General features: G+C 70.8%; 12 protein-coding genes and 2 tRNA genes. 8 read left to right on the top strand and 6 right to left on the bottom strand.

Going from position 1 to position 19,023, the window contains the following annotated elements:
- Nucleotides 1-20: 20 nt before the first annotated feature.
- From mscL to M3T53_RS00370, 3 genes are all read right to left on the bottom strand, one after another.
- Nucleotides 21-422, bottom strand: coding sequence for a large conductance mechanosensitive channel protein MscL (gene mscL / locus M3T53_RS00380; protein ID WP_272432443.1), 402 nt, complete (start codon nucleotides 420-422; stop codon nucleotides 21-23).
- Between the two features lie 43 nt (nucleotides 423-465).
- Nucleotides 466-1,083, bottom strand: coding sequence for an SAF domain-containing protein (locus tag M3T53_RS00375; protein WP_272432442.1), 618 nt, complete (start codon nucleotides 1,081-1,083; stop codon nucleotides 466-468).
- A gap of 396 nt (nucleotides 1,084-1,479) precedes the next feature.
- Entirely contained in the window at nucleotides 1,480-2,076 is a 597-nt protein-coding gene (locus tag M3T53_RS00370; protein WP_272432441.1) for a 5-formyltetrahydrofolate cyclo-ligase, read from the bottom strand.
- A 38-nt stretch (nucleotides 2,077-2,114) separates the two neighbouring features.
- Here M3T53_RS00370 and M3T53_RS00365 point away from each other — a divergent pair, with 38 nt between their 5' ends.
- The 8 genes from M3T53_RS00365 to M3T53_RS00330 all read left to right on the top strand — a co-directional run bounded on the left by M3T53_RS00365 (nucleotide 2,115) and on the right by M3T53_RS00330 (nucleotide 14,295).
- The gene (locus tag M3T53_RS00365) at nucleotides 2,115-3,038 is read left to right on the top strand and encodes a UTP--glucose-1-phosphate uridylyltransferase (RefSeq protein ID WP_272432440.1); all 924 of its coding nucleotides are present in this window, start codon (nucleotides 2,115-2,117) and stop codon (nucleotides 3,036-3,038) included.
- A 10-nt stretch (nucleotides 3,039-3,048) separates the two neighbouring features.
- The gene (locus M3T53_RS00360; RefSeq protein ID WP_272432439.1) at nucleotides 3,049-4,278 is read left to right on the top strand and encodes a molybdopterin molybdotransferase MoeA; all 1,230 of its coding nucleotides are present in this window, start codon (nucleotides 3,049-3,051) and stop codon (nucleotides 4,276-4,278) included.
- Nucleotides 4,275-4,961 carry a GNAT family N-acetyltransferase gene (locus M3T53_RS00355; protein WP_272432438.1) on the top strand — a complete coding sequence of 229 codons (687 nt, stop codon included), beginning with the start codon at nucleotides 4,275-4,277 and terminating at the stop codon, nucleotides 4,959-4,961. Before M3T53_RS00360 ends, M3T53_RS00355 begins: the two co-directional genes overlap by 4 nt.
- 150 nt (nucleotides 4,962-5,111) lie before the next feature.
- Entirely contained in the window at nucleotides 5,112-6,107 is a 996-nt protein-coding gene (locus M3T53_RS00350) for a hypothetical protein (protein ID WP_272432437.1), read from the top strand.
- A 70-nt stretch (nucleotides 6,108-6,177) separates the two neighbouring features.
- A tRNA-Ala gene (locus M3T53_RS00345) sits at nucleotides 6,178-6,250 on the top strand.
- 263 nt (nucleotides 6,251-6,513) lie between these two features.
- Nucleotides 6,514-6,587 (top strand) — tRNA-Ile (locus M3T53_RS00340).
- Nucleotides 6,588-6,903: 316 nt separating this feature from the next.
- Nucleotides 6,904-10,380 carry a DNA-directed RNA polymerase subunit beta gene (gene rpoB, locus M3T53_RS00335; RefSeq protein ID WP_272432436.1) on the top strand — a complete coding sequence of 1,159 codons (3,477 nt, stop codon included), beginning with the start codon at nucleotides 6,904-6,906 and terminating at the stop codon, nucleotides 10,378-10,380.
- Nucleotides 10,381-10,395: 15 nt separating this feature from the next.
- On the top strand, nucleotides 10,396-14,295 hold the full coding sequence (locus M3T53_RS00330; protein WP_272432434.1) for a DNA-directed RNA polymerase subunit beta': 3,900 nt from the start codon (nucleotides 10,396-10,398) through the stop codon (nucleotides 14,293-14,295).
- A 434-nt stretch (nucleotides 14,296-14,729) separates the two neighbouring features.
- On the opposite strand, the gene M3T53_RS00325 is transcribed toward M3T53_RS00330, so the two are convergent.
- From M3T53_RS00325 to M3T53_RS00315, 3 genes are read right to left on the bottom strand one after another with little or no spacing between them, the layout of a single operon-like run.
- Nucleotides 14,730-15,560 carry a Rossmann-like domain-containing protein gene (locus tag M3T53_RS00325; RefSeq protein WP_272432433.1) on the bottom strand — a complete coding sequence of 277 codons (831 nt, stop codon included), beginning with the start codon at nucleotides 15,558-15,560 and terminating at the stop codon, nucleotides 14,730-14,732.
- Complete coding sequence (locus M3T53_RS00320; protein ID WP_272432432.1) at nucleotides 15,557-17,296, bottom strand: ABC transporter ATP-binding protein; 1,740 nt, start codon at nucleotides 17,294-17,296, stop codon at nucleotides 15,557-15,559. The genes M3T53_RS00325 and M3T53_RS00320 overlap by 4 nt, the downstream gene beginning before the upstream one ends.
- Complete coding sequence (locus M3T53_RS00315) at nucleotides 17,293-19,011, bottom strand: ABC transporter ATP-binding protein (RefSeq protein ID WP_272432431.1); 1,719 nt, start codon at nucleotides 19,009-19,011, stop codon at nucleotides 17,293-17,295. The genes M3T53_RS00320 and M3T53_RS00315 overlap by 4 nt, the downstream gene beginning before the upstream one ends.
- Nucleotides 19,012-19,023: the final 12 nt, after the last annotated feature.

The raw sequence follows: 19,023 nt of genomic DNA, 5'->3' as shown, positions 1-19,023 counted from the left end.
CCGTTCGCCTCGGGCGGGTATCAGTCGAGGGGGGTGCGGGCGACGAGGGCGTCGCGGATCTCGACGAGCAGCTGGGCCTCATCGGACAGGGCCACGGGCTCCTCCTCGGCGGGGGAGGCGGCGGCCCTGCGCTCGGCCATCTTGTTCATCGGCATGACGATGAACAGGTAGAGCGCGAGGGCGACGAGGAGGAAGTTGACGAGGGCGGTGAGGACCGCGCCCGGCTGGACGACGGCGTCGCCGAGGGAGAACTCGAGGAAGCTGTCGAAGTTCGGCTTGCCGATGAGGCCGCCGATGAGCGGGTTGATGACCTGCTCGACGAGGGCGGTGACGACGGCGGTGAAGGCGGCGCCGATGACCATGCCGACGGCCAGGTCGATGGCGTTGCCCCGGGAGATGAAGTCCTTGAAGCCCTGGATCATGAGGGGTGTCTCCTGTGTTGGGAGCCCGTGCGTCTTCCCGTGCTCAGCGGCTGGTGCGGAGAGCCAGGCTCAGGTTCTCGGCCCCGGAATGGCCCAGGACCGCTGATGAGTCCCGCTCGTCGACGATCACATCGATCCGCAGGAGCGGGGAGGACTGCCAGTGCGGCCCCTCCTCCTTCAAGATCGAGACTATGCGGACGCCGCCGGCCAATAAAGACGAGGAGCAGCCGCGTTCGTCACATTCGCCGGGGATCGACCACACGTCGACCGTGTCTCCCGCCTCGAGCCGCGGGACACGGGCTTCCTCGACAACCAGTGAGATCCTCGCCTCATGCGGGCCGAGGGCCCGTGAATCGACGGATCCGGCGACGAGGGACTCGGTGAGGATCGTCCCGGAGGCCACGGGCAGGGACCTCCACGACTGCGGGAGGCGGTCCTGACCGTTCAGCGCGTCCGACGCCGCCGCCTCCTCGGGGACGCGGACGATGCGCACGTCCGCGGGGGCCAGGGCGTCTCCCGTGGTGAGGTCGCGGGCGGCGACGAGGACGTCGCGGCCCGGCTCGGCGGCGCGCATCGCGAGGAGAGAGCCGGCGACGACGCCGGCGAGGGCCAGGGAGGTGAGCACGATGCGCAGGACGGGGCGGCGGGTCAGTCGTTCCATGGCACGAGGATGAGCCGATGGGGAGGAGCCTGACCAGGGGGCGGCGGGGGACCTGTGGACGGGGCGATCCCGTCGCCGCCTGTGGAGGGAGGGACGGGCCCGCCGCTCGCGGGCGCCCCGGGTCCAGCGCTCGCGCGAGCACGATCGCCGGACCCCTTCGGCGCGGACGACGATGATGGCGGGCATCGGCCGCGGATCCGCCGCCGCTGTCTCCGGTGTTTGCCGCGAAGATCGCCCATGGGCCGCGGATGAGCACGGCCACTGCGGATGCGTGGATCCGTCATGCGACGACGGGAGCGAGGGCCCGTGCCGCGGACCGCGGGGCTCCCGGACACCCGGACTCCCGGGCGCCCCGGTTGCGCGCGACCGCCCCGCCCCGCTGAACGGACCCGGGCGCTACCGGTCCAGGAGGAGGGCCCGCGTCGGCGTGATCGCCGCGTCGACGCGGATGTCGTGGGCGCACGACGGCAGCTCCCCCTCGCCGAGCACCTCGTCGTCGAAGACCGCGGCGATCACCGGCGCCCCCGGCCGACGATGGACGAGCGCCCGGTCGTACCAGCCGCCCCCCTGGCCGATGCGCGTCCCCGAGGCGTCGACCCCCAGGGCGGCGACGAGAACGGCGTCGGCGCCCCCCAGCGCCTCGGGCCCCAGGATCGGCGAGGACGGCTGCCGCGCCGCGGCCCCCGCCGCGCGCACGAGCGCGCCCCCTCGCCGATGAACCCCCCACGCGGGCCCGTCGAGCCGGCGCCCCCCGTCGGCCAGGATCGGCAGGAGGCACTCCTCGTACAAGCCGATGACGGCGCGGACGTCCGGTTCCGTGCGGGTCGGGACGAACAGCGCCGGCCTCGCCCCGTCGACCCCGAGGAGGGCGAGCGCCTCGCGCCACGACTCGACAAGGCCCAGCGCCTCCGCCGCGTCGGCCCCGCCCCCGCCGCGCCTGGCCGCCCTCGACAGCCGGATCCCCTCGCGGATTCCCGCCTTGCCCCCGCCCATCTGCGCCCTCCCCGAACCCCTGCACTAATGTGGCCATCATGACAGACACACCCGATCCCGTCGTCCACGCAGTCGTCCCCTCCGCCGGACGCGGCACCCGCTTCCTGCCGATCACCAAATCCATCCCCAAGGAGATGCTCCCCATCGTCGACCGCCCGTCGATCGAGTACATCGTCCGCGAGGCCACCGACGCCGGCATCGAGGACGTCCTGTTCGTCACCCGCGCCGGCAAGACCTCCATCGAGGACTACTTCGACGCCGAGGGAGACCTCGAGGCGGAACTCGAACGGGCCGGCAAGACCGGGGCCCTGGAGACGATCCGCGAGTACCTGGGGTACGCCCGCGTCCACTCCGTCCGCCAGGGCAAGCCCTTGGGCCTGGGGCACGCGATCCTCCAAGCCAAGCGCCACGTCGGCGACGCCCCCTTCGTCGTCATGCTCCCCGACGACCTCATGGAACCGGGCTCCCGGCTCGTGTCGAAGATGATCCAGGTCCGTCGAGCCCTCGGCGGGTCCGTCGTCGCCCTCCTCAAGGTCACGCCCGAGCAGGCCACCGCCTACGCCTCCACCTCCGTCGAGTTCCTCGACATCCCCGAGGGCGTCGACCTGGAGGACGGCGAGCTCGTGCGGATCACCGACGTCGTCGAGAAGCCCCCGATCGACCAGGTCAAGTCCGAGTACGCCGTCATCGGCCGTTACCTCCTCGACCCGGCGGTCTTCGAGGCCCTCGAGCAGATCGAGCCGGGCGCCGGCGGCGAGTACCAGCTCACCGACGGCTACGCCCGGATGATCGACCGCGACCCCGCCGACGGCGGCGGCCTCTACGGGGTCGTCGTCAACGAGAGGCGCTTCGACACCGGCGACAAGCTCGGCTACCTCGAGGCCAACGTGTCGCTCGCCCTGGCCGACCCGAGGCTCGGCCCGGCGCTGCGCGACTACCTGCGCGCCGAGCTTCAGGACTGAGGGGACCGACATGCGCTCGGTCGCCGAGTTCTACCAGGATTGCCTCGCCGCCGTCGCCCAGCAGCCCCCCCTCGAGGTCCAGCTCGCCGACGCCGTCTCCTGCGTCCTCGCCGAGGACGTCGAGGCGCCCTTCGACCTGCCGGTCGCCGACCTGGCGGCCTGCGACGGGTACGCGGTGCGCGCCGAGGACCTCGCGGGCGCCCGCCCGGACGCCCAGGTGGAGTTGGCCGTCACCGACGAGATCCGCGCCGGGGACGTCAACCCGGCGGCCCTCGTCCCCGGCACGGCGATCCGCATCGCCTCGGGTGCGCCCCTGCCGTCCGCGGCCGACGCCGTCATCGCCCTCGACTTCACCGACCACGGCCTGGCCAGGGTGCGGGTGCGCACCCAGCCGGCCATCGGGGAGAACATCCGGCGGCGCGCGGAGGACGTGGCCGAGGGCGACGTCGTCCTGCGGGCCGGGACCCGCGTCGGCGCGCGCCAGGTCGCGCTCCTGGCGGGGGTCGGGCGTTCGCGCGTCCTCGTCCACCCGCGTCCGCGGGTCGTCATCTTGTCGATCGGCGACGAGATCGTCGAACCGGGGCGCCCGGCGCGCCCCGGCACGGTCTTCGACGCCAACGGGCACGCCCTGTCGACGGCGATCGCCGACGCGGGTGCGCAGACCTTCCGCGTCGCCGCCGTCCCCGACGAGCGCCACGCGCTGCGCGAGACCATCGAGGACCAGCTCGTGCGCGCCGACCTCATCTTGACGACCGGGGGCATCTCCTACGGCTCGGGCGACACAGTGCGCGAGGTCCTCGGCGCCCTGGGCACCGTCCGCTTCGACAACGTCGCCGCCTGGCCGGGACACATCCTCGGCGTCGGATCGGTCGGCGCCGACGAGCAGGGGCGCGGGGGCATCCCGATCTTCTGCCTGCCGGGGGACCCGGTCTCCGCCCAGGTGTGCTTCGAGGTGTTCGTCCGGCCGGCGCTGCGCCACATGCAGGGGTGGACGGTGCTGACCCGTCCGAGCGTGCGCGCCGCCGTGGACCGCTCGTGGTACTCGCCCAGGGGGCGCCGGGAGTTCGTCCGCGTCCGCCTCGTCGGCGACCCGAAGGCCGGGTATCAGGCGCGCGTCATGGGGGCGCCTGCCTCGCTGCTGCTGTCGGCGCTGGCGGACTCCAATGCGCTCGCGGTCGTGCCCGAGGAGACGACGAACGTGCGCGCGGGGGACCTCCTTCAGTGCCTCGTCCTCGAATGATCGGGTTCCCCCACAGGGCGTGGGGGCGGCCGGTCCTGGATCTGACGGTCGTCGTCGACGACCCGGTCGGCCGTGGGATGATCCGCTCGTCGCCCGGGGGGGAGGATCCGCGCAGGCTCGTGGTGCGCCCGGCGTTCGGCCGCGATCACGCCCGGATCGACGAGGTCCGACGGGCGAACTCCGAGTGGCTCTCCCCGTGGGAGGCGACGCTGCCGGCGGGGTCGACGGAGATCCTCCCGGGTCTGGGGGAGTATCGTCGCCGGGCCGACGGCCAGCAGCGACGGGGTGAGGCGCTCTTCCTCGTCGTCGAGGCGGATGGGCGGGCGATCGGGCAGGTGTCGATCGCCAACGTCCACGGGGGGGCGATGTCGCAGGCGATGATCGGCTACTGGATCGCCGGGGAGTGGGCCGGCCGGGGAGTGGGGCCCCTGGTGACGGCCGTGGCCCTCGACATGGCCCTCGGCGATCTGGAGCTGCATCGCGTGGAGATCTGCGTGCGCCCCGAGAACGACCGATCGCTGGCGGTGTGCCGGCGCCTGGGCCTGCGCGAGGAGGGGCTGCGGGAGCGGTACATGAACATCGCCGGGCGGTGGGCCGATCACGTGGTGTTCGTCGCGGATGCCGAGTCGGTCCCTCCCGGGGGATACGTCGTCGCCGGGTGGGGCCGGGGGGTCGACGAATAATCCTCGATGCTCTGAGCCGCAGGCCCGAACGTGTGGCTGGTGTGGCGAATGTGATGGCTGTGGTGATGATGCGGGGGCCTCGCCGATCCGACCTCCGACACACGCCCGACGGGGGGCCCGCGTCGGGGCGGCGGGCCGTAGCGTGAGGAGGTGGAACTCGGGGGGCTCATCGTCATCATCGCCGTCATCGCGGCGCTGTCGGCGCTCCCCCAGATGGTCGCCCGTCGGACGGCGATCACGCAGTCGCGGGAGATCGACCGCTTCTCCCCGCGGATGCGGCTCCTCCACCCCCCGCGCGACACCGCAGTGCAGTGCGAACAGGCGACCACCGCCCTGCTCCCGCACTCCCGGCGGATCGCCATCGAGACTGGAGACGATATGGACACGGCCGCCACCTCCCGGACCCGCGCCGCACGGCCCGTGACGCCCCGGGTGCGCGAGATCGCCAACCTCCGGGCCCGTCGAGCCGCTCGGATCTCCGCCGAGGCCGCGGCGGGCCGCCGCCGCATGGCCGTCTGCGCCGCCCTCGCCGTCGCCGTCCTCGTCATCGGGGTCGTCGCCGCTATGACCCCCCTCACGTGGCCGTGGGTCCTCGTCCCCGTCGCCCTCCTGGGCGCCGAGCTCGTCGCCTCCCGCCTGGCGGCGCGCCGCTCGCGGGCGGTCGGTGCCGCCGAGCTCGACCTCCTGCGCGAACTCCGAGACGGGGCGCCCCGTCCCGCCGCCCGCCCGATCGTCGTCGAGGCGTCGACCGGCGGCGACCGGTCCCAGGACCGCCCCTCCGCCGCTGCCGATCCGGTGTCCTCCCCCGCGGAGGAGGCGTCGGAGGGCGCTGTCGAGGAGGTCGCGCAGCCCCTCGAGCGCGAGGATTCCCCGGACCTCGCGGACGCCCCCGCGCCCGTCGAGCGCCGCACGTGGTCCGTCGCCCCCATCCCCGCCCCCACGTACGCGATGCGCGGGAGGGTCTCCGGGAGGATGATCCACCCGGACACGGATCTGCGCGGCATCCCCAAGGTGGAGGCGAGGGTCCCCGGGCGCCCAGTCGCGGCCACCGGCGCCCCCGGCGCTCGCTCGACCGACGAGGTCGTCGCCTCCTCCCCCGTGGCCCTCGACCTCGACGCCGTCTTGGAGGCCCGGCGCGCCCAGTGAGCGCGGCGGCGCTCTGCATGCTCGTCGATTTCACAAGCAGGGGCGTCTGGATTAGAATGGTCGCGTCCTTGGGGCTATGGCGCAGTTGGTAGCGCGTCTCGTTCGCAATGAGAAGGTCGGGGGTTCGAATCCCCCTAGCTCCACCGCAAAAGGCTCATCCCCGCGTCCGGTCATCCGGCGCGGGGTTTTCCGTTTCCAGTCCGGTCGTGCTTGCGCAGGGCGCGAGGAGGCGCCCGTTCGCAACGGCGGGCCCGGCCTGTGCGTACACCCCAACGGGCGGCGGGGGTGCCCCGCAGCCGCCGGCGCGGCGCCGTTCGCGAGGAAGCCCGGATCGCCGCGGCGATAGGGGCTTTCCGTTCGACGGATCGTCTTGGTCCCGGTCCGGATCAGCCGATACCCTGGGGGAGCCCCAATAGCTCAGTCGGTCAGAGCAGCGGACTCATAATCCGTCGGTCGTCGGTTCAAGCCCGACTTGGGGCACTGTTCGTGCGGCGAGATGTGCACGAGGATGCGTCTCGACGACGATTCTGCGTCTCCACGGGCGAAAACCTCGCCGAGACGCACGCCGGTGCACAGGCGCCCGCGACCACCGATGCCACGGGCCCGTGAATCGCAGCACAAAGGCGAGATCGTGTTGAGAGGGCGCCCTCGTGTGCCTACGATGAGTATTTGCGTCTTATTGTGCCCGAGGTGAGCCGTACCCACCCGCTGTTACAGGCGCTGAGCGGGGAGCGGACGGTTTCAGATAATGGGCCGCAGGCGCGTTGCGCAACGGATTTGCAGGGAAGGATCCCCTTTGGCTGCCAGTAGCACTGCCAACCAGCCCAGGAACCGCATCTCATTCGCCAAGCTCAGCGAACCCCTCCAGGCCCCCAACCTCCTGGGCCTGCAGGCCGAGAGCTTCGATTGGCTGCTGGGCAACGACGCGTGGAAGACCCGAGTCGACGCCGCCAAGGCCGATGGGCGCACCGACGTCCCCGACGTCTCCGGGCTTGAGGAGATCTTCGACGAGATCTCCCCGATCGAGGACGTCGCTGGCACGATGTCGCTGTCATTCCGCGATCACCGCCTCGAGAAGCCCAAGTACTCCATCGACGAGGCCAAGACCAAGGACTACACCTACTCGGCCCCGATGTACGTCACCGCCGAGTTCATGAACTACGAGACCGGCGAGATCAAGTCGCAGACCGTCTTCATGGGCGACTTCCCCCTGATGACCCCGCGCGCGACCTTCATCATCAACGGCACCGAGCGCGTCGTCGTCTCCCAGCTCGTCCGCTCGCCCGGCGTCTACTTCGAGCGCCTCTCCGAGCGCTCCACCGACAAGGACACGTTCAACGCCAAGATCATCCCCGGGCGCGGCGCCTGGCTCGAGTTCGAGATCGACAAGCGCGACGCCGTGGGCGTGCGCATCGACCGCAAGCGCAAGCAGTCGGTGACCCACTTCCTCAAGGCCATCGGCATGACCGACGCCGAGATCCGCGACTCCTTCAAGGACTACCCGGTCCTCCTCGAGACCCTGGAGAAGGACTCCGTCCAGACCCAGGAGGAGGCGCTCCTCGACATCTACCGCAAACTCCGCCCCGGCGAGCCCGCGAACGTCGAGGCCGCCCAGATGCTCCTCAACAACTTCTACTTCGACGACAAGCGCTACGACCTGGCCAAGGTCGGCCGCTACAAGATCAACAAGAAGCTGGGCATCGACGCGGACCCGAAGTCCTCGACGCTGTCCCTCGAGGACATCGTCGCCACCGTCAAGTACATGCTCGCCCTCCACCAGGGCCAGAAGACCTTCACCGGCGTGCGCAACGGCGAGGCCGTCGAGGTCCGCGTCGAGTCCGACGACATCGACCACTTCGGCAACCGCCGCATCCGCGCCGTCGGAGAGCTCATCCAGGCTCAGGTCCGCACCGGCCTTGCCCGCATGGAGCGCACCGTCCGCGAGCGCATGACGACCCAGGAAGCCGACTCGATCACCCCGCAGTCGCTCATCAACATCCGGCCCGTCGTCGCCGCGATCAAGGAGTTCTTCGGGACCTCCCAGCTGTCGCAGTTCATGGACCAGAACAACCCGCTCGCCGGCCTGACCCACAAGCGCCGCCTCTCGGCCCTGGGCCCCGGCGGCCTGTCGCGCGACCGCGCCGGCATGGAGGTCCGCGACGTCCACCCGTCGCACTACGGGCGCATGTGCCCCATCGAGTCCCCCGAAGGCCCGAACATCGGCCTCATCGGCTCGCTGGCCACCTTCGCGCGCATCAACCCCTTCGGCTTCATCGAAACGCCCTTCCGCAAGGTCCGCGACGGCAAGGTGACCGACGAGGTCGAGTACCTGACCGCCGACGACGAGTTCGGGCACTACATCGCCCAGGCGTCGTCCCCCCTGGCCGAGGACGGCTCCTTCGCCGAGGAGCATGTCCTGTGCCGCATCGCCGGCGAGGACCCGTCGCTCGTGGCCCGCGACCGCGTCGACTACATGGACGTGTCCGCCCGCCAGATGGTGTCGGTGGCCGCCGCGTTCATCCCCTTCCTCGAGCACGACGACGCCAACCGCGCCCTCATGGGCGCGAACATGCAGCGCCAGGCCGTCCCGCTCCTGACCACGCAGGCGCCGCTCGTCGGCACCGGCATGGAGCGCCGCGCCGCCGAGGACTCCGGCGAGATGGTCATCGCCGCGCACTCGGGCGTCGTCTCCGAGGTCAGCGCCGACATGATCATCGTCTCGACCGATGAGGGCGGGCGCGACACCTACCGCCTGGAGAAGTTCGAGCGCTCGAACCCCGGCAACTGCACCAATCAGCGCGTCATCGTCGATGAGGGCGACCGGGTCGAGGCGGGCACCGTCCTGGCCGACGGCCCCGCCACCGACAACGGAGAGGTCGCCCTGGGCAAGAACCTCCTCGTCGCCTACATGTCGTGGGAGGGCCTCAACTACGAGGACGCGATCATCCTGTCGCGCCGCGTCGTCGAGGAGGACATCCTGACCTCGATCCACATCGAGGAGTACGAGGTCGACGCCCGCGAGACCAAGCTCGGCGAGGAGGAGATCACCCGGGACATCCCCAACGTCTCCGAGGAGTCCCTCGCCGACCTCGACGAGCGCGGCATCATCCGCATCGGCGCCGAGGTCACCGCCGGCGACGTCCTCGTCGGCAAGGTCACCCCCAAGGGCGAGACCGAGCTGACCAGCGAGGAGCGCCTCCTGCGCGCGATCTTCGGCGAGAAGGCCCGCGAGGTCCGCGACACCTCCCTGCGCGTCCCCCACGGCGAGGAGGGCATCGTCATCGGCGTGCGCGAGTTCAACGACGAGGAGGACGACCTGAACCCCGGCGTGCGCCAGACCGTGCGCGTCTACGTCGCCCAGCGCCGCAAGATCACCATCGGCGACAAGATGGCCGGGCGCCACGGCAACAAGGGCGTGGTCTCGAAGATCCTGCCCGTCGAGGACATGCCGTTCCTCGAGGACGGCACCCCCGTCGACATCATCCTCAACCCGCTGGGCGTGCCTGGCCGTATGAACGTCGGACAGGTCCTCGAGTACCACCTCGGGTGGCTCGCCCACCAGGGGTGGGACGCCTCCGGGGCCGTCGAGGCCGGAGAGGACTGGACCCGCCGCCTGCCCGAGGAGGGCATCGTCGTCGACCCGCAGACGCTCGTCGCCACCCCCGTGTTCGACGGCCTCGAGGCCGATGAGCTGCGCGGTCTGCTGCGCAGCGTCAAGCCGAACGAGGACGGCATGCGCCTGACGAACGACGAGGGCAAGGCCCGTCTCTTCGACGGCCGCTCGGGCGAGCCCTTCCCGTACCCGATCGCGGTGGGCTACACGTACATGCTCAAGCTCCACCACCTGGTCGACGACAAGATCCACGCCCGCTCGACGGGCCCCTACTCGATGATCACGCAGCAGCCGCTGGGCGGTAAGGCCCAGTTCGGCGGCCAGCGCTTCGGCGAGATGGAGGTGTGGGCGTTGGAGGCCTACGGCGCCGCCTACGCCCTCCAGGAGCTGCTGACCATCAAGTCGGACGACACGACCGGCCGCGTCAAGGTGTACGAGGCGATCGTCAAGGGCGAGGACATCCCCGAGCCCGGTATCCCCGAGTCCTTCCGCGTCCTCATCCAGGAGATGCGCTCGCTGTGCCTGAACGTCGAGGCCCTCGACGCCGCCGGCAACGCCATCGACCTGCGGGACCAGGACGAGGACTTCAATGCGCGCGAGGACCTGGGCATCTCCCTGGAGGCCCGTCCCAACGCCGCGGCGACCATCGACGCGATCTGATAGGAAGAGAAGACTTTGCTGGACGCCAAAACGTTCGACAGCCTGAAGATCACCCTGGCTACGGGCGAGAACATCGCCTCGTGGTCCCACGGTGAGGTCAAGAAGCCGGAGACCATCAACTACCGCACGCTCAAGCCCGAGCGCGACGGCCTGTTCGGTGAGCAGATCTTCGGCCCCACCCGCGACTGGGAGTGCGCCTGCGGCAAGTACAAGCGGGTGCGCTACAAGGGCATCATCTGCGAGAAGTGCGGCGTGGAGGTCACCCGGTCGAAGGTCCGCCGCGAGCGGATGGGCCACATCGACCTGGCCGCCCCGGTCACCCACATCTGGTACTTCAAGGGCGTGCCGTCGCGCCTGGGGTACGTGCTCAACCTCGCGCCGAAGGACCTGGAGAAGGTCATCTACTTCGCGGCCTACATGATTACCGAGGTCGACGAGAAGGGCCGAGCGGAGGACCTGATGGACCTGCGCTCCGAGCTCGAGGTCCAGAAGTCGCAGATGGAGAACATGCGCGACTCGGCGATCAACGACTTCGCCGAGAAGCTCGAGGCGGATCTGGCGAGGATGGAGTCCGAGGACGCCACCGCCGCCGAGCGCGAGCGGGCCCGCAAGGCCGGCGAGCGCGAGATGGCCAAGATCCGCAAGCGCTTCGACGCCGACATCGACGGCCTCGAGGAGGTCTGGGACCGCTTCAAGAACCTCAAGGTCGGCGACCTCGAGGGCAACGAGCGCCTGTACCGGTCGATGGTGGCCCGCTACGGCACGTACTTCAAAGGGGACATGGGCGCCTCGGCGATCCAGAAGCGCCTGGAGACCTTCGACCTCGCCTCCGAGGTCGAGGCCCTGCGCCAGACGATCGCCAACGACTCGGGCCCGCGCAAGGCCCGTGCCATCAAGCGCCTCAAGGTCATCAACGCCTTCGTCGCCACGGGCAACGCCCCGGCGTCGATGGTGCTGACGAAGATCCCCGTCATCCCGCCGGACCTGCGCCCCATGGTCCAGCTCGACGGCGGGCGCTTCGCGACCTCGGACCTCAACGACCTGTACCGCCGGGTCATCAACCGCAACACGCGGCTCAAGAGGCTCCTGGAGCTCGGCGCCCCCGAGATCATCGTCAACAACGAGAAGCGGATGCTCCAGGAGTCGGTCGACGCCCTGTTCGACAACGGGCGGCGCGGTCGTCCGGTGGCGGGCCCGGGCAACCGCCCCCTCAAGTCGATCTCGGACATGCTCAAGGGCAAGCAGGGGCGCTTCCGCCAGAACCTGCTCGGCAAGCGCGTCGACTACTCGGGCCGCTCGGTCATCGTCGTCGGCCCGCAGCTGCGCCTCCATCAGTGCGGCCTGCCCAAGCAGATGGCGCTCGAGCTGTTCAAGCCCTTCGTCATGAAGCGCCTCGTGGAGAAGAACTACGCGCAGAACGTCAAGGCCGCCAAGCGCAAGGTCGAGCGCCAGCGCCCCGAGGTGTGGGACGTCCTCGACGACGTCATCCGCGAGCACCCGGTGCTCCTCAACCGAGCCCCCACGCTCCACCGCCTCGGCATCCAGGCGTTCGAGCCCCAGCTCATCGAGGGCAAGGCGATCCAGCTGCACCCGCTGGCCTGCGGCGCGTTCAACGCCGATTTCGACGGCGACCAGATGGCGGTCCACCTGCCGCTGGGCGCCGAGGCGCAGGCCGAGGCCCGCATCCTCATGCTGTCGACGAACAACATCCTCAAGCCGTCGGACGGGCGCCCCGTGGCCATGCCCTCGCAGGACATGATCATCGGCCTGTTCCACCTGACGAGCTCCCCGGACCCCTCGGTCGAGGTGCCGGTCGACGCCGAGGGCGCCCCGCAGCTCCCGTCGTTCTCCACGCCCGCCGAGGCGCGCATGGCCTTCGACAACGGGGACCTGGATCTCAACGCGACCGCCCGGATCCGCTTCCAGGGGATCGTCCCGCCGCTCGACTGGCAGGCCCCCGAGGGATGGCAGGCCGGCGACGACGTCGTCCTGGAGACCTCCTTGGGCCGGGCGATCTTCAACGAGCAGCTGCCCGTGGACTTCCCGTTCGTCAACGAGGTCGTCGGCAAGAAGCAGCTGGGCAACATCGTCAACACGCTGACCCAGCGCTACCCGAACGTCCTCGTCGCCGAGTGCCTCGACGCCCTGAAGTCGTCGGGCTTCCACTGGTCGACGTGGTCGGGCATCACCATCGCGTTCTCCGACATCCAGGCGTCGCCTCGCAAGGAGGAGATCCTCGCCTCCTACGAGGAGAAGGCCGCTCAGATCCAGGACCAGTACGACACCGGTTTCATCTCCGAGGACACGCGTTACGAGGAGCTCGTCTCCCTGTGGCTCGAGTGCACGGAGAAGGTCGCCGAGGACATGCGCGCCAACTTCGAGGAGCGCAACACCGTGTACCGGATGGTCAACTCCGGGGCCCGCGGCAACTGGTCGCAGGTCCAGCAGCTCGCCGGTATGCGCGGCCTCGTGTCCGACCCGAAGCAGAAGCTCATCGAGCGCCCGATCAAGGCGAACTACCGCGAGGGCCTGACGGTTCTCGAGTACTTCATCGCGACCCACGGCGCCCGCAAGGGCCTGGCCGACACGGCCCTGAGGACCGCCGAGTCCGGCTACCTCACGCGCCGCCTCGTCGACGTGTCGCAGGACGTTATCGTCCGCGAGGCCGATTGCGGCACCCGCCAGGGCGTGAGAATCGCCATCGCGGAGAAGGGCGCGGACGGCCGGTGGGAGCCTGTCGACACGATCGACACCACCGCCTACGCCCGTAATCTCGCGCGCGACGCGGTCAACGAGGCCGGCGAGGTCGTCCTGCCGGCGGGCTCGGACCTGGGCGATGACGAGCTCGCGATGCTCGTCGAGTCCGGGGTCGCCGAGATCACCTGCCGGTCGGTCCTGACGTGCGAGTCCCACGTGGGTACGTGCGCCGCGTGCTACGGGCGTTCGTTGGCTACCGGCAAGCAGGTCGACATCGGCGAGGCCGTCGGCATCATCGCCGCCCAGTCGATCGGCGAGCCCGGCACGCAGCTGACGATGCGGACCTTCCACACGGGCGGCGCCGCGTCGGCGGCCGACATCACCCAGGGTCTGCCGCGCGTCCAGGAGCTCTTCGAGGCCCGCACCCCCAAGGCCGAGGCGAAGATGAACGAGGCCGCCGGCCGCGTTCACATCGACGACGAGGATCCGGCGGCGCGCCGGGTCGTCATCACGCGGGACGATGCCAAGGAGGATCTGGTCATCGAGCTGTCGAGGCGCCAGAAGCTCCTCGTCGCCGAGGGCCAGCACATCGACGCGGGCACGCCGCTGACCGAGGGCCAGCTCGATCCGAAGGAGATCCTGCGGATCATGGGCCGCAACGTCACCCAGAAGATGCTGGTGGACGAGGTCCAGAAGGTGTACCGGGATCAGGGCGTGGGCATCCACTCCAAGCACATCGAGGTCATCGTGCGCCAGATGCTGCGCCGCGTGACGATCCTCGAGCCGGGCGACACGACGTTCATGCCGGGCGAGCTGGTGGACCGCATGGCCTACCTGTCCCAGAACCGCCAGGTGGCGGCCGAGGGCGGTCAGCCGGCGTCGGGCCGACCGATGCTCATGGGCATCACGAAGGCGTCGCTGGCCACGGATTCGTGGCTGTCGGCCGCGTCCTTCCAGGAGACGACGAAGGTGCTGACCGAGGCCGCGATGAACGGCAAGTCGGATGCGCTCGTGGGCCTGAAGGAGAACGTGATCCTCGGCAAGCTGATCCCGGCGGGCACCGGCCTGGCGCGGTACAACCGCGTCACCGTCGAGCCGACGGCGGAAGCGCTGGCGAACTCGAACTACTCCGAGCTGGATTTCCAGGACGGGGAGGTCTCCGAGGACTTCCTCGACGCCCTCGGGTCGATCGACTTCGGCATGACCTTCCACGAGTGAGCTGAGCAGTCAGGGGAGCCCCGGCGGGCCCGCGCGAGCGGGCCCGCCGGGGCTCCGCGCATGCCCGGGCGTCCTCCTCAGCGGGCCGCAGATGATCGCCGGGGCTCCTGTAGGCGTGACCGGCTCGTCCCCGCGCGAACGGGGAGCGCCTGATCGACGGCATGCGATCGCTGCCCCGCTCGGGCTCGTTCCTGGGCGAGCGGGGAGCGCGCGATACCGGGGCAGCTTTCCCGTGTCGACAGGATTCGTCCGACGCCTGAGCGGGGACGGCATCACGTGGAGCTCGCCCAGGAGGTCGACCTCCCACTCGTCCAGACGCCTGAGCGGGGAGGGCATGGCGCCGACGACCGCGAGGATCACGGTGGGCCTCAGCCCTCAGGGGCCCACCAGCCCTCAGCCCGGCGCATCATGCGCAGTCCCGTACCGGGGCCGGCTCAGGCGGGAGCCAGGGGAAGCACTCTCGTCGGGAGGGCTGCGGCGACGACGGGCCCCGACGGCTCGGCGCCCTCGCGGTGCAGTTCGATGCGCTCGCCCGCGTCGTACATGCCGGCGAGGAGCCGCCCGGCCAGGCCGTCCTCCAGGCGCGCCGCGTCGGCGCAGGAGAACGCGAGGACCGTGTCCGCCCCGTAGTCCAGGAGGGCCGGCGAGGCCGGCGTCGACGGGCCGACGACGATCGTCCGCGGGCAGTCGGCGGTCAGGGCGAGCAGTCGCGGCGCGGTCTTGTTGACGAACGACGAGCCGGTGATGAACACGAGGTCGCAGGAGGCCAGCTCGTACTCGCAGGCGCTGTCCGGATAGTCGCCGTCGCGAGTGCTCCGTTCGAGGATGACGACCTCGCCGGCCTCCGCCAGGGCGCGGCGAGCGAAGGGGAAGTGCCCGATGACGCCGACGCGCCTACCCCGGGCCTCGTCGATCCACGGGTCGAAGAGGTGCGCGAAGTTGTTCATCAGGCAGGGGGCGAACCCGTGAGCGGAGGCGACTTCGGGGGCGGCGTACCACGCGTTGAGGGCCGCCGCGCCCATGCCGGCCTCGGCGAGGTTCCAGCTGCGGGCCAGGGCGGCCGCGTCGCGCAGCCCCATCCCGACGACCTCGTCGTCCTGGCGACTGCGCGGCCGCGACTGCTCGGGCAGGTTGAAGGCCATGCCGACCCCGCCGCAGTCGGATCCGACACGGCACCACTGGCCGGAGCGCACGGCGCTGGTCACGCGCGGCTCGGGCGGGATCTCGTCGATGAGGCGCTCGTAGAGCTCCCACGGATTCGTCATGATCCCGACCTCCTGATCCTCCACCGTTCGACGCTGGACTGATCGTCCCAGAACTCCCGGTAGGTGCCGCCGGCGGCGTACAGGGCCTCGTGGGTGCCGACGGCCTCGATTCTCCCGCCGTTGAGCACCGCGATGCGGTCGGCGCGCCGGATCGTCGAGAGCCGGTGGGCGATGACGAGAACGGTCCTGCCCTCGGACAGCTCGGCCAGCGCCCGTGTCACCGACGCCTCGTTGATGCCGTCGAGGGCGCTCGTCACCTCGTCGAGGAGGAGGATCGGCGCGTCCTTGAGGAAGGCGCGGGCCAGGGCGACCCTCTGGCGCTCGCCGCCCGACAGGGCCGAGCCGCCCTCGCCGACGCGCGTCGCCCACCCGTCGGGCATTCGCTCGACGACGTCGGTGAGGCCCGCCCGCCGGGCGGCCAGGGCCACGTCGTCGTCGGGCGCCCCGGGGCGCCCGACCCTGACGTTCTCGATGATCGTCGTGTCGAAGAGGTACACGTCCTGGAACACCATCGACATGGCGCCCATCAGCCGTTCCTCGGGGATGTCGCGCACATCGGCCCCGCCGACGCGGATCGAGCCGGCGTCGACGTCCCAGAAGCGGGCGACGAGCCGCAGGAGGGTCGACTTCCCGGAGCCGGAGGGCCCGACGAGGGCGGTGACGGAGCCCGCGGGCACGTCGAGATCGACGCCGCTGAGGACCGGGCGGCCGGCCCCGTAGGAGAAGTCCACGCCCGTGAGGGCGATGGACACCGGGGGACGGGGGGAGCGGGCGCGATCGGGTCCGGGCTCGGGCAGGGTGGGGGAGAAGAGGATGGAGGAGATGAGGTCGAGGGCGACGCGCGCCTGATGGAGGGGGTCGACGTAGAACGCGAGCATCCCGATGGGCTCGGCGAAGCGCACCGCCATGAGGGCCAGGGCGATGAACGTCGTCGGTGACGAGTGACCGCCCAGGAGGCCGAATGCGCCGATGCCGAGGGCCAGGAGGAGAGATCCTTCGACGCCGGCGTGGAAGAGCGAGCCGGCCGGTCCCTTCGACAGGCCGGCGCGATCCGTCGTCTCGTGCTCGTCGGCGAGGGCCCTCTCGAGGGGCTCCCATCCGTCGGCGAGGGAGTCGGTGGCGCGCAGGACGGGCTGGAGCTGAGCGAATTCGATGATCCGGGAGGACAGGGCCTCCATCGCCTTCTCCTCGGCCCGGTGCTCGACGACGACGGCCTTCTTCAGGGAGCGCAGGGCGATGAGGGCGACGGGCACGGCGAGGAGGAGCGCCAGGCCCATGCGCCAGTCGTGGAGGAAGGAGGCGACGAGGACCGCGGCGGCCGCCCCGCCCATGGACATCAGCTCGGGCAGGACGATGGACGGCAGGTGCGACAGCGTGTTGATGCTCGTCGAGGTGGCCGTCGTGATCCGCCCGGTGGCGCCCTCGTCGAACCATCCGAGGGGGAGCTGCTGGACTCGGGCCCCGACTCGGCGGATCAGGGTCCCGCACAGGTCGAAGGAGGCCACCCTGAAGGCGACGATCGACCCGGTGATGCTCGCGGTCACGGCGATGAGGACGGAGGCGACGATGCCGGCGAACCAGCGGGGGTCGGCGCCTGCTCCGGTGAGGAACCCGGACAGGAGGGGCACGAGGAGGGCCAGGGCGATGCCCTGGAAGACGCCGCCGACGGCGTGGGCGGTCAGGCAGAAGAGGGTCGCTCGGCGCGACTCGATGAGGTTGAGGAGTTGGCGGATCATTGCTGGGCCTCCCACATCGCGGCGTAGGTACCGCCGAGTTCGACGAGCTCGCGGTGAGTCCCGGATTCGACGAGGCGCCCCTCGTCGAGGACGAGGATCTGGTCGGCGTCGACGATGGTCGAGAGCCGGTGGGCGATGACGATCGTCGTGCGGCCGCGGGCGAGGGCGCCGAGGGCCTCCTGGATGCGGCGCTCCGAATGGGGGTCGGCCTGGGCGGTGGCCTCGTCGAGGAGGAGGACGTCGGGGTCGCCGATGAAGGCGCGGGCCAGGGCGATGCGCTGGGCCTCGCCGCCGGAGAAGTGGACGCCGGGGGAGCCGACGACGGAGTCGTAGCCGTCGGGCAGTTCGAGGATCCGGTCGTGGATCCGGGCGGCCCGAGCGGCCTCTTCGACCTGGGCGCGCGAGGCGCCGGGGTGCCCGAGGCGGATGTTCTCCTCGACGGTGTCGGCGATGAGCCCGCCGTCCTGGAGGACGATGGCCATCCGCGAGAGGAGGTCGGAGGAGGCGAGCTCGGTGATGGGAGTACCGGCCAGGAGGATGCGTCCGGAGGAGACGTCCCAGAAGCGGGCGATGAGCGTGACGAGGGTCGATTTGCCCGAGCCGGAGGGGCCGACGACGGCGGTGACGGAATCGGCGGGGAATCGGGCGCTGATGGAGTGGAGGGCGTCGGGGGCGGTGTCGGAATAGCGGAAGGACACGTCGTCGAAGACGATGTCGGCGGCGGCCCCGTCGGGGATGGTCGCGGGACTGGCCGGCTCGGCGAGGGGCTCCTCGTCGAGGAGGGCGCTGATCCGCTCGGCGGCGTCCTTGCCCTGGGCGAGGAGGTGGGCGAGGGGGATGACCCTGGAGAGCCCGGAGGGGAGGGTGACGCCGACGAGGAGGAAGGGGACGATGAGGACCGGGTCGATGAGGCCGAGCCGGTCGAGCCCCCAGGCGCCCAGGAGGATCGGGATGAGCAGCCCGGCGGGGGAGAAGAGCGCCATCGTCACCGCCATGGGCGTGCCCGGCCCCTTCATCCACTCGTAGGAGGCGGTGGTGTAGCGGTCGAGGGCGTCGGAGAAGCGCTGGAACAGGCTCGTGGACATGCCGAAGGCCTTGACGGTGGCGATCCCGTCGGCCAGTTCGATGGTCGATGAGGTGAGGTCCTTCTCGGCCTCGGTGAAGACCTCGATGGAGCCCGACGGGGTGGCGAGCATCCCGAGGAAGAAGACGAGGAGGCAGGCGACGAGCCAGCCGACGAGGAGGAGGGCGTACTGCCACGACAGGGAGAAGAGGTAGGCGGAGCCGAGGAGGAGGGTTCCCAGGGCGTGCCCGAGGTCGGTGCCGGAGTGGGCGATGATCGTGTGGATCTTCGTCACGTCCTCGGAGACGATGGTGCGGACCCGGCCGGAGGACTCGGCGGTGTGCCAGCCGAGGGGCAGTCGCGCGAGGTGGTGGGCGATGCGCGAGCGCAGGTCGTGCCGGAACGCGGACTCGACGATGTGGGCGCGACCGGTGGCGGCCAGGACGATGAGGTGGGAGGCGGCGAATCCGACGGCGATGGCGGCCAGGCACAGCCAGGCGGTCGGCGCGTCCAGGGTGGCGTCGAGGGCGCGGGAGGCGAGGGCGGTGACGGCGATCGGCGCCATGAGCGTGAAGGCGGAGGCGAGGAAACCGGCGGCGAAGACCGCGATCATCATCGTCCTCACGGGGCGCAGGAGTCGGGAGAGTTCCATAGGGGGTCCATC

This window comes from Actinomyces sp. B33, from assembly GCF_028437565.1.
Taxonomy (GTDB): Bacteria; Actinomycetota; Actinomycetes; order Actinomycetales; family Actinomycetaceae; genus Pauljensenia.
This window is presented reverse-complemented; position numbering and strand designations above follow the sequence as displayed.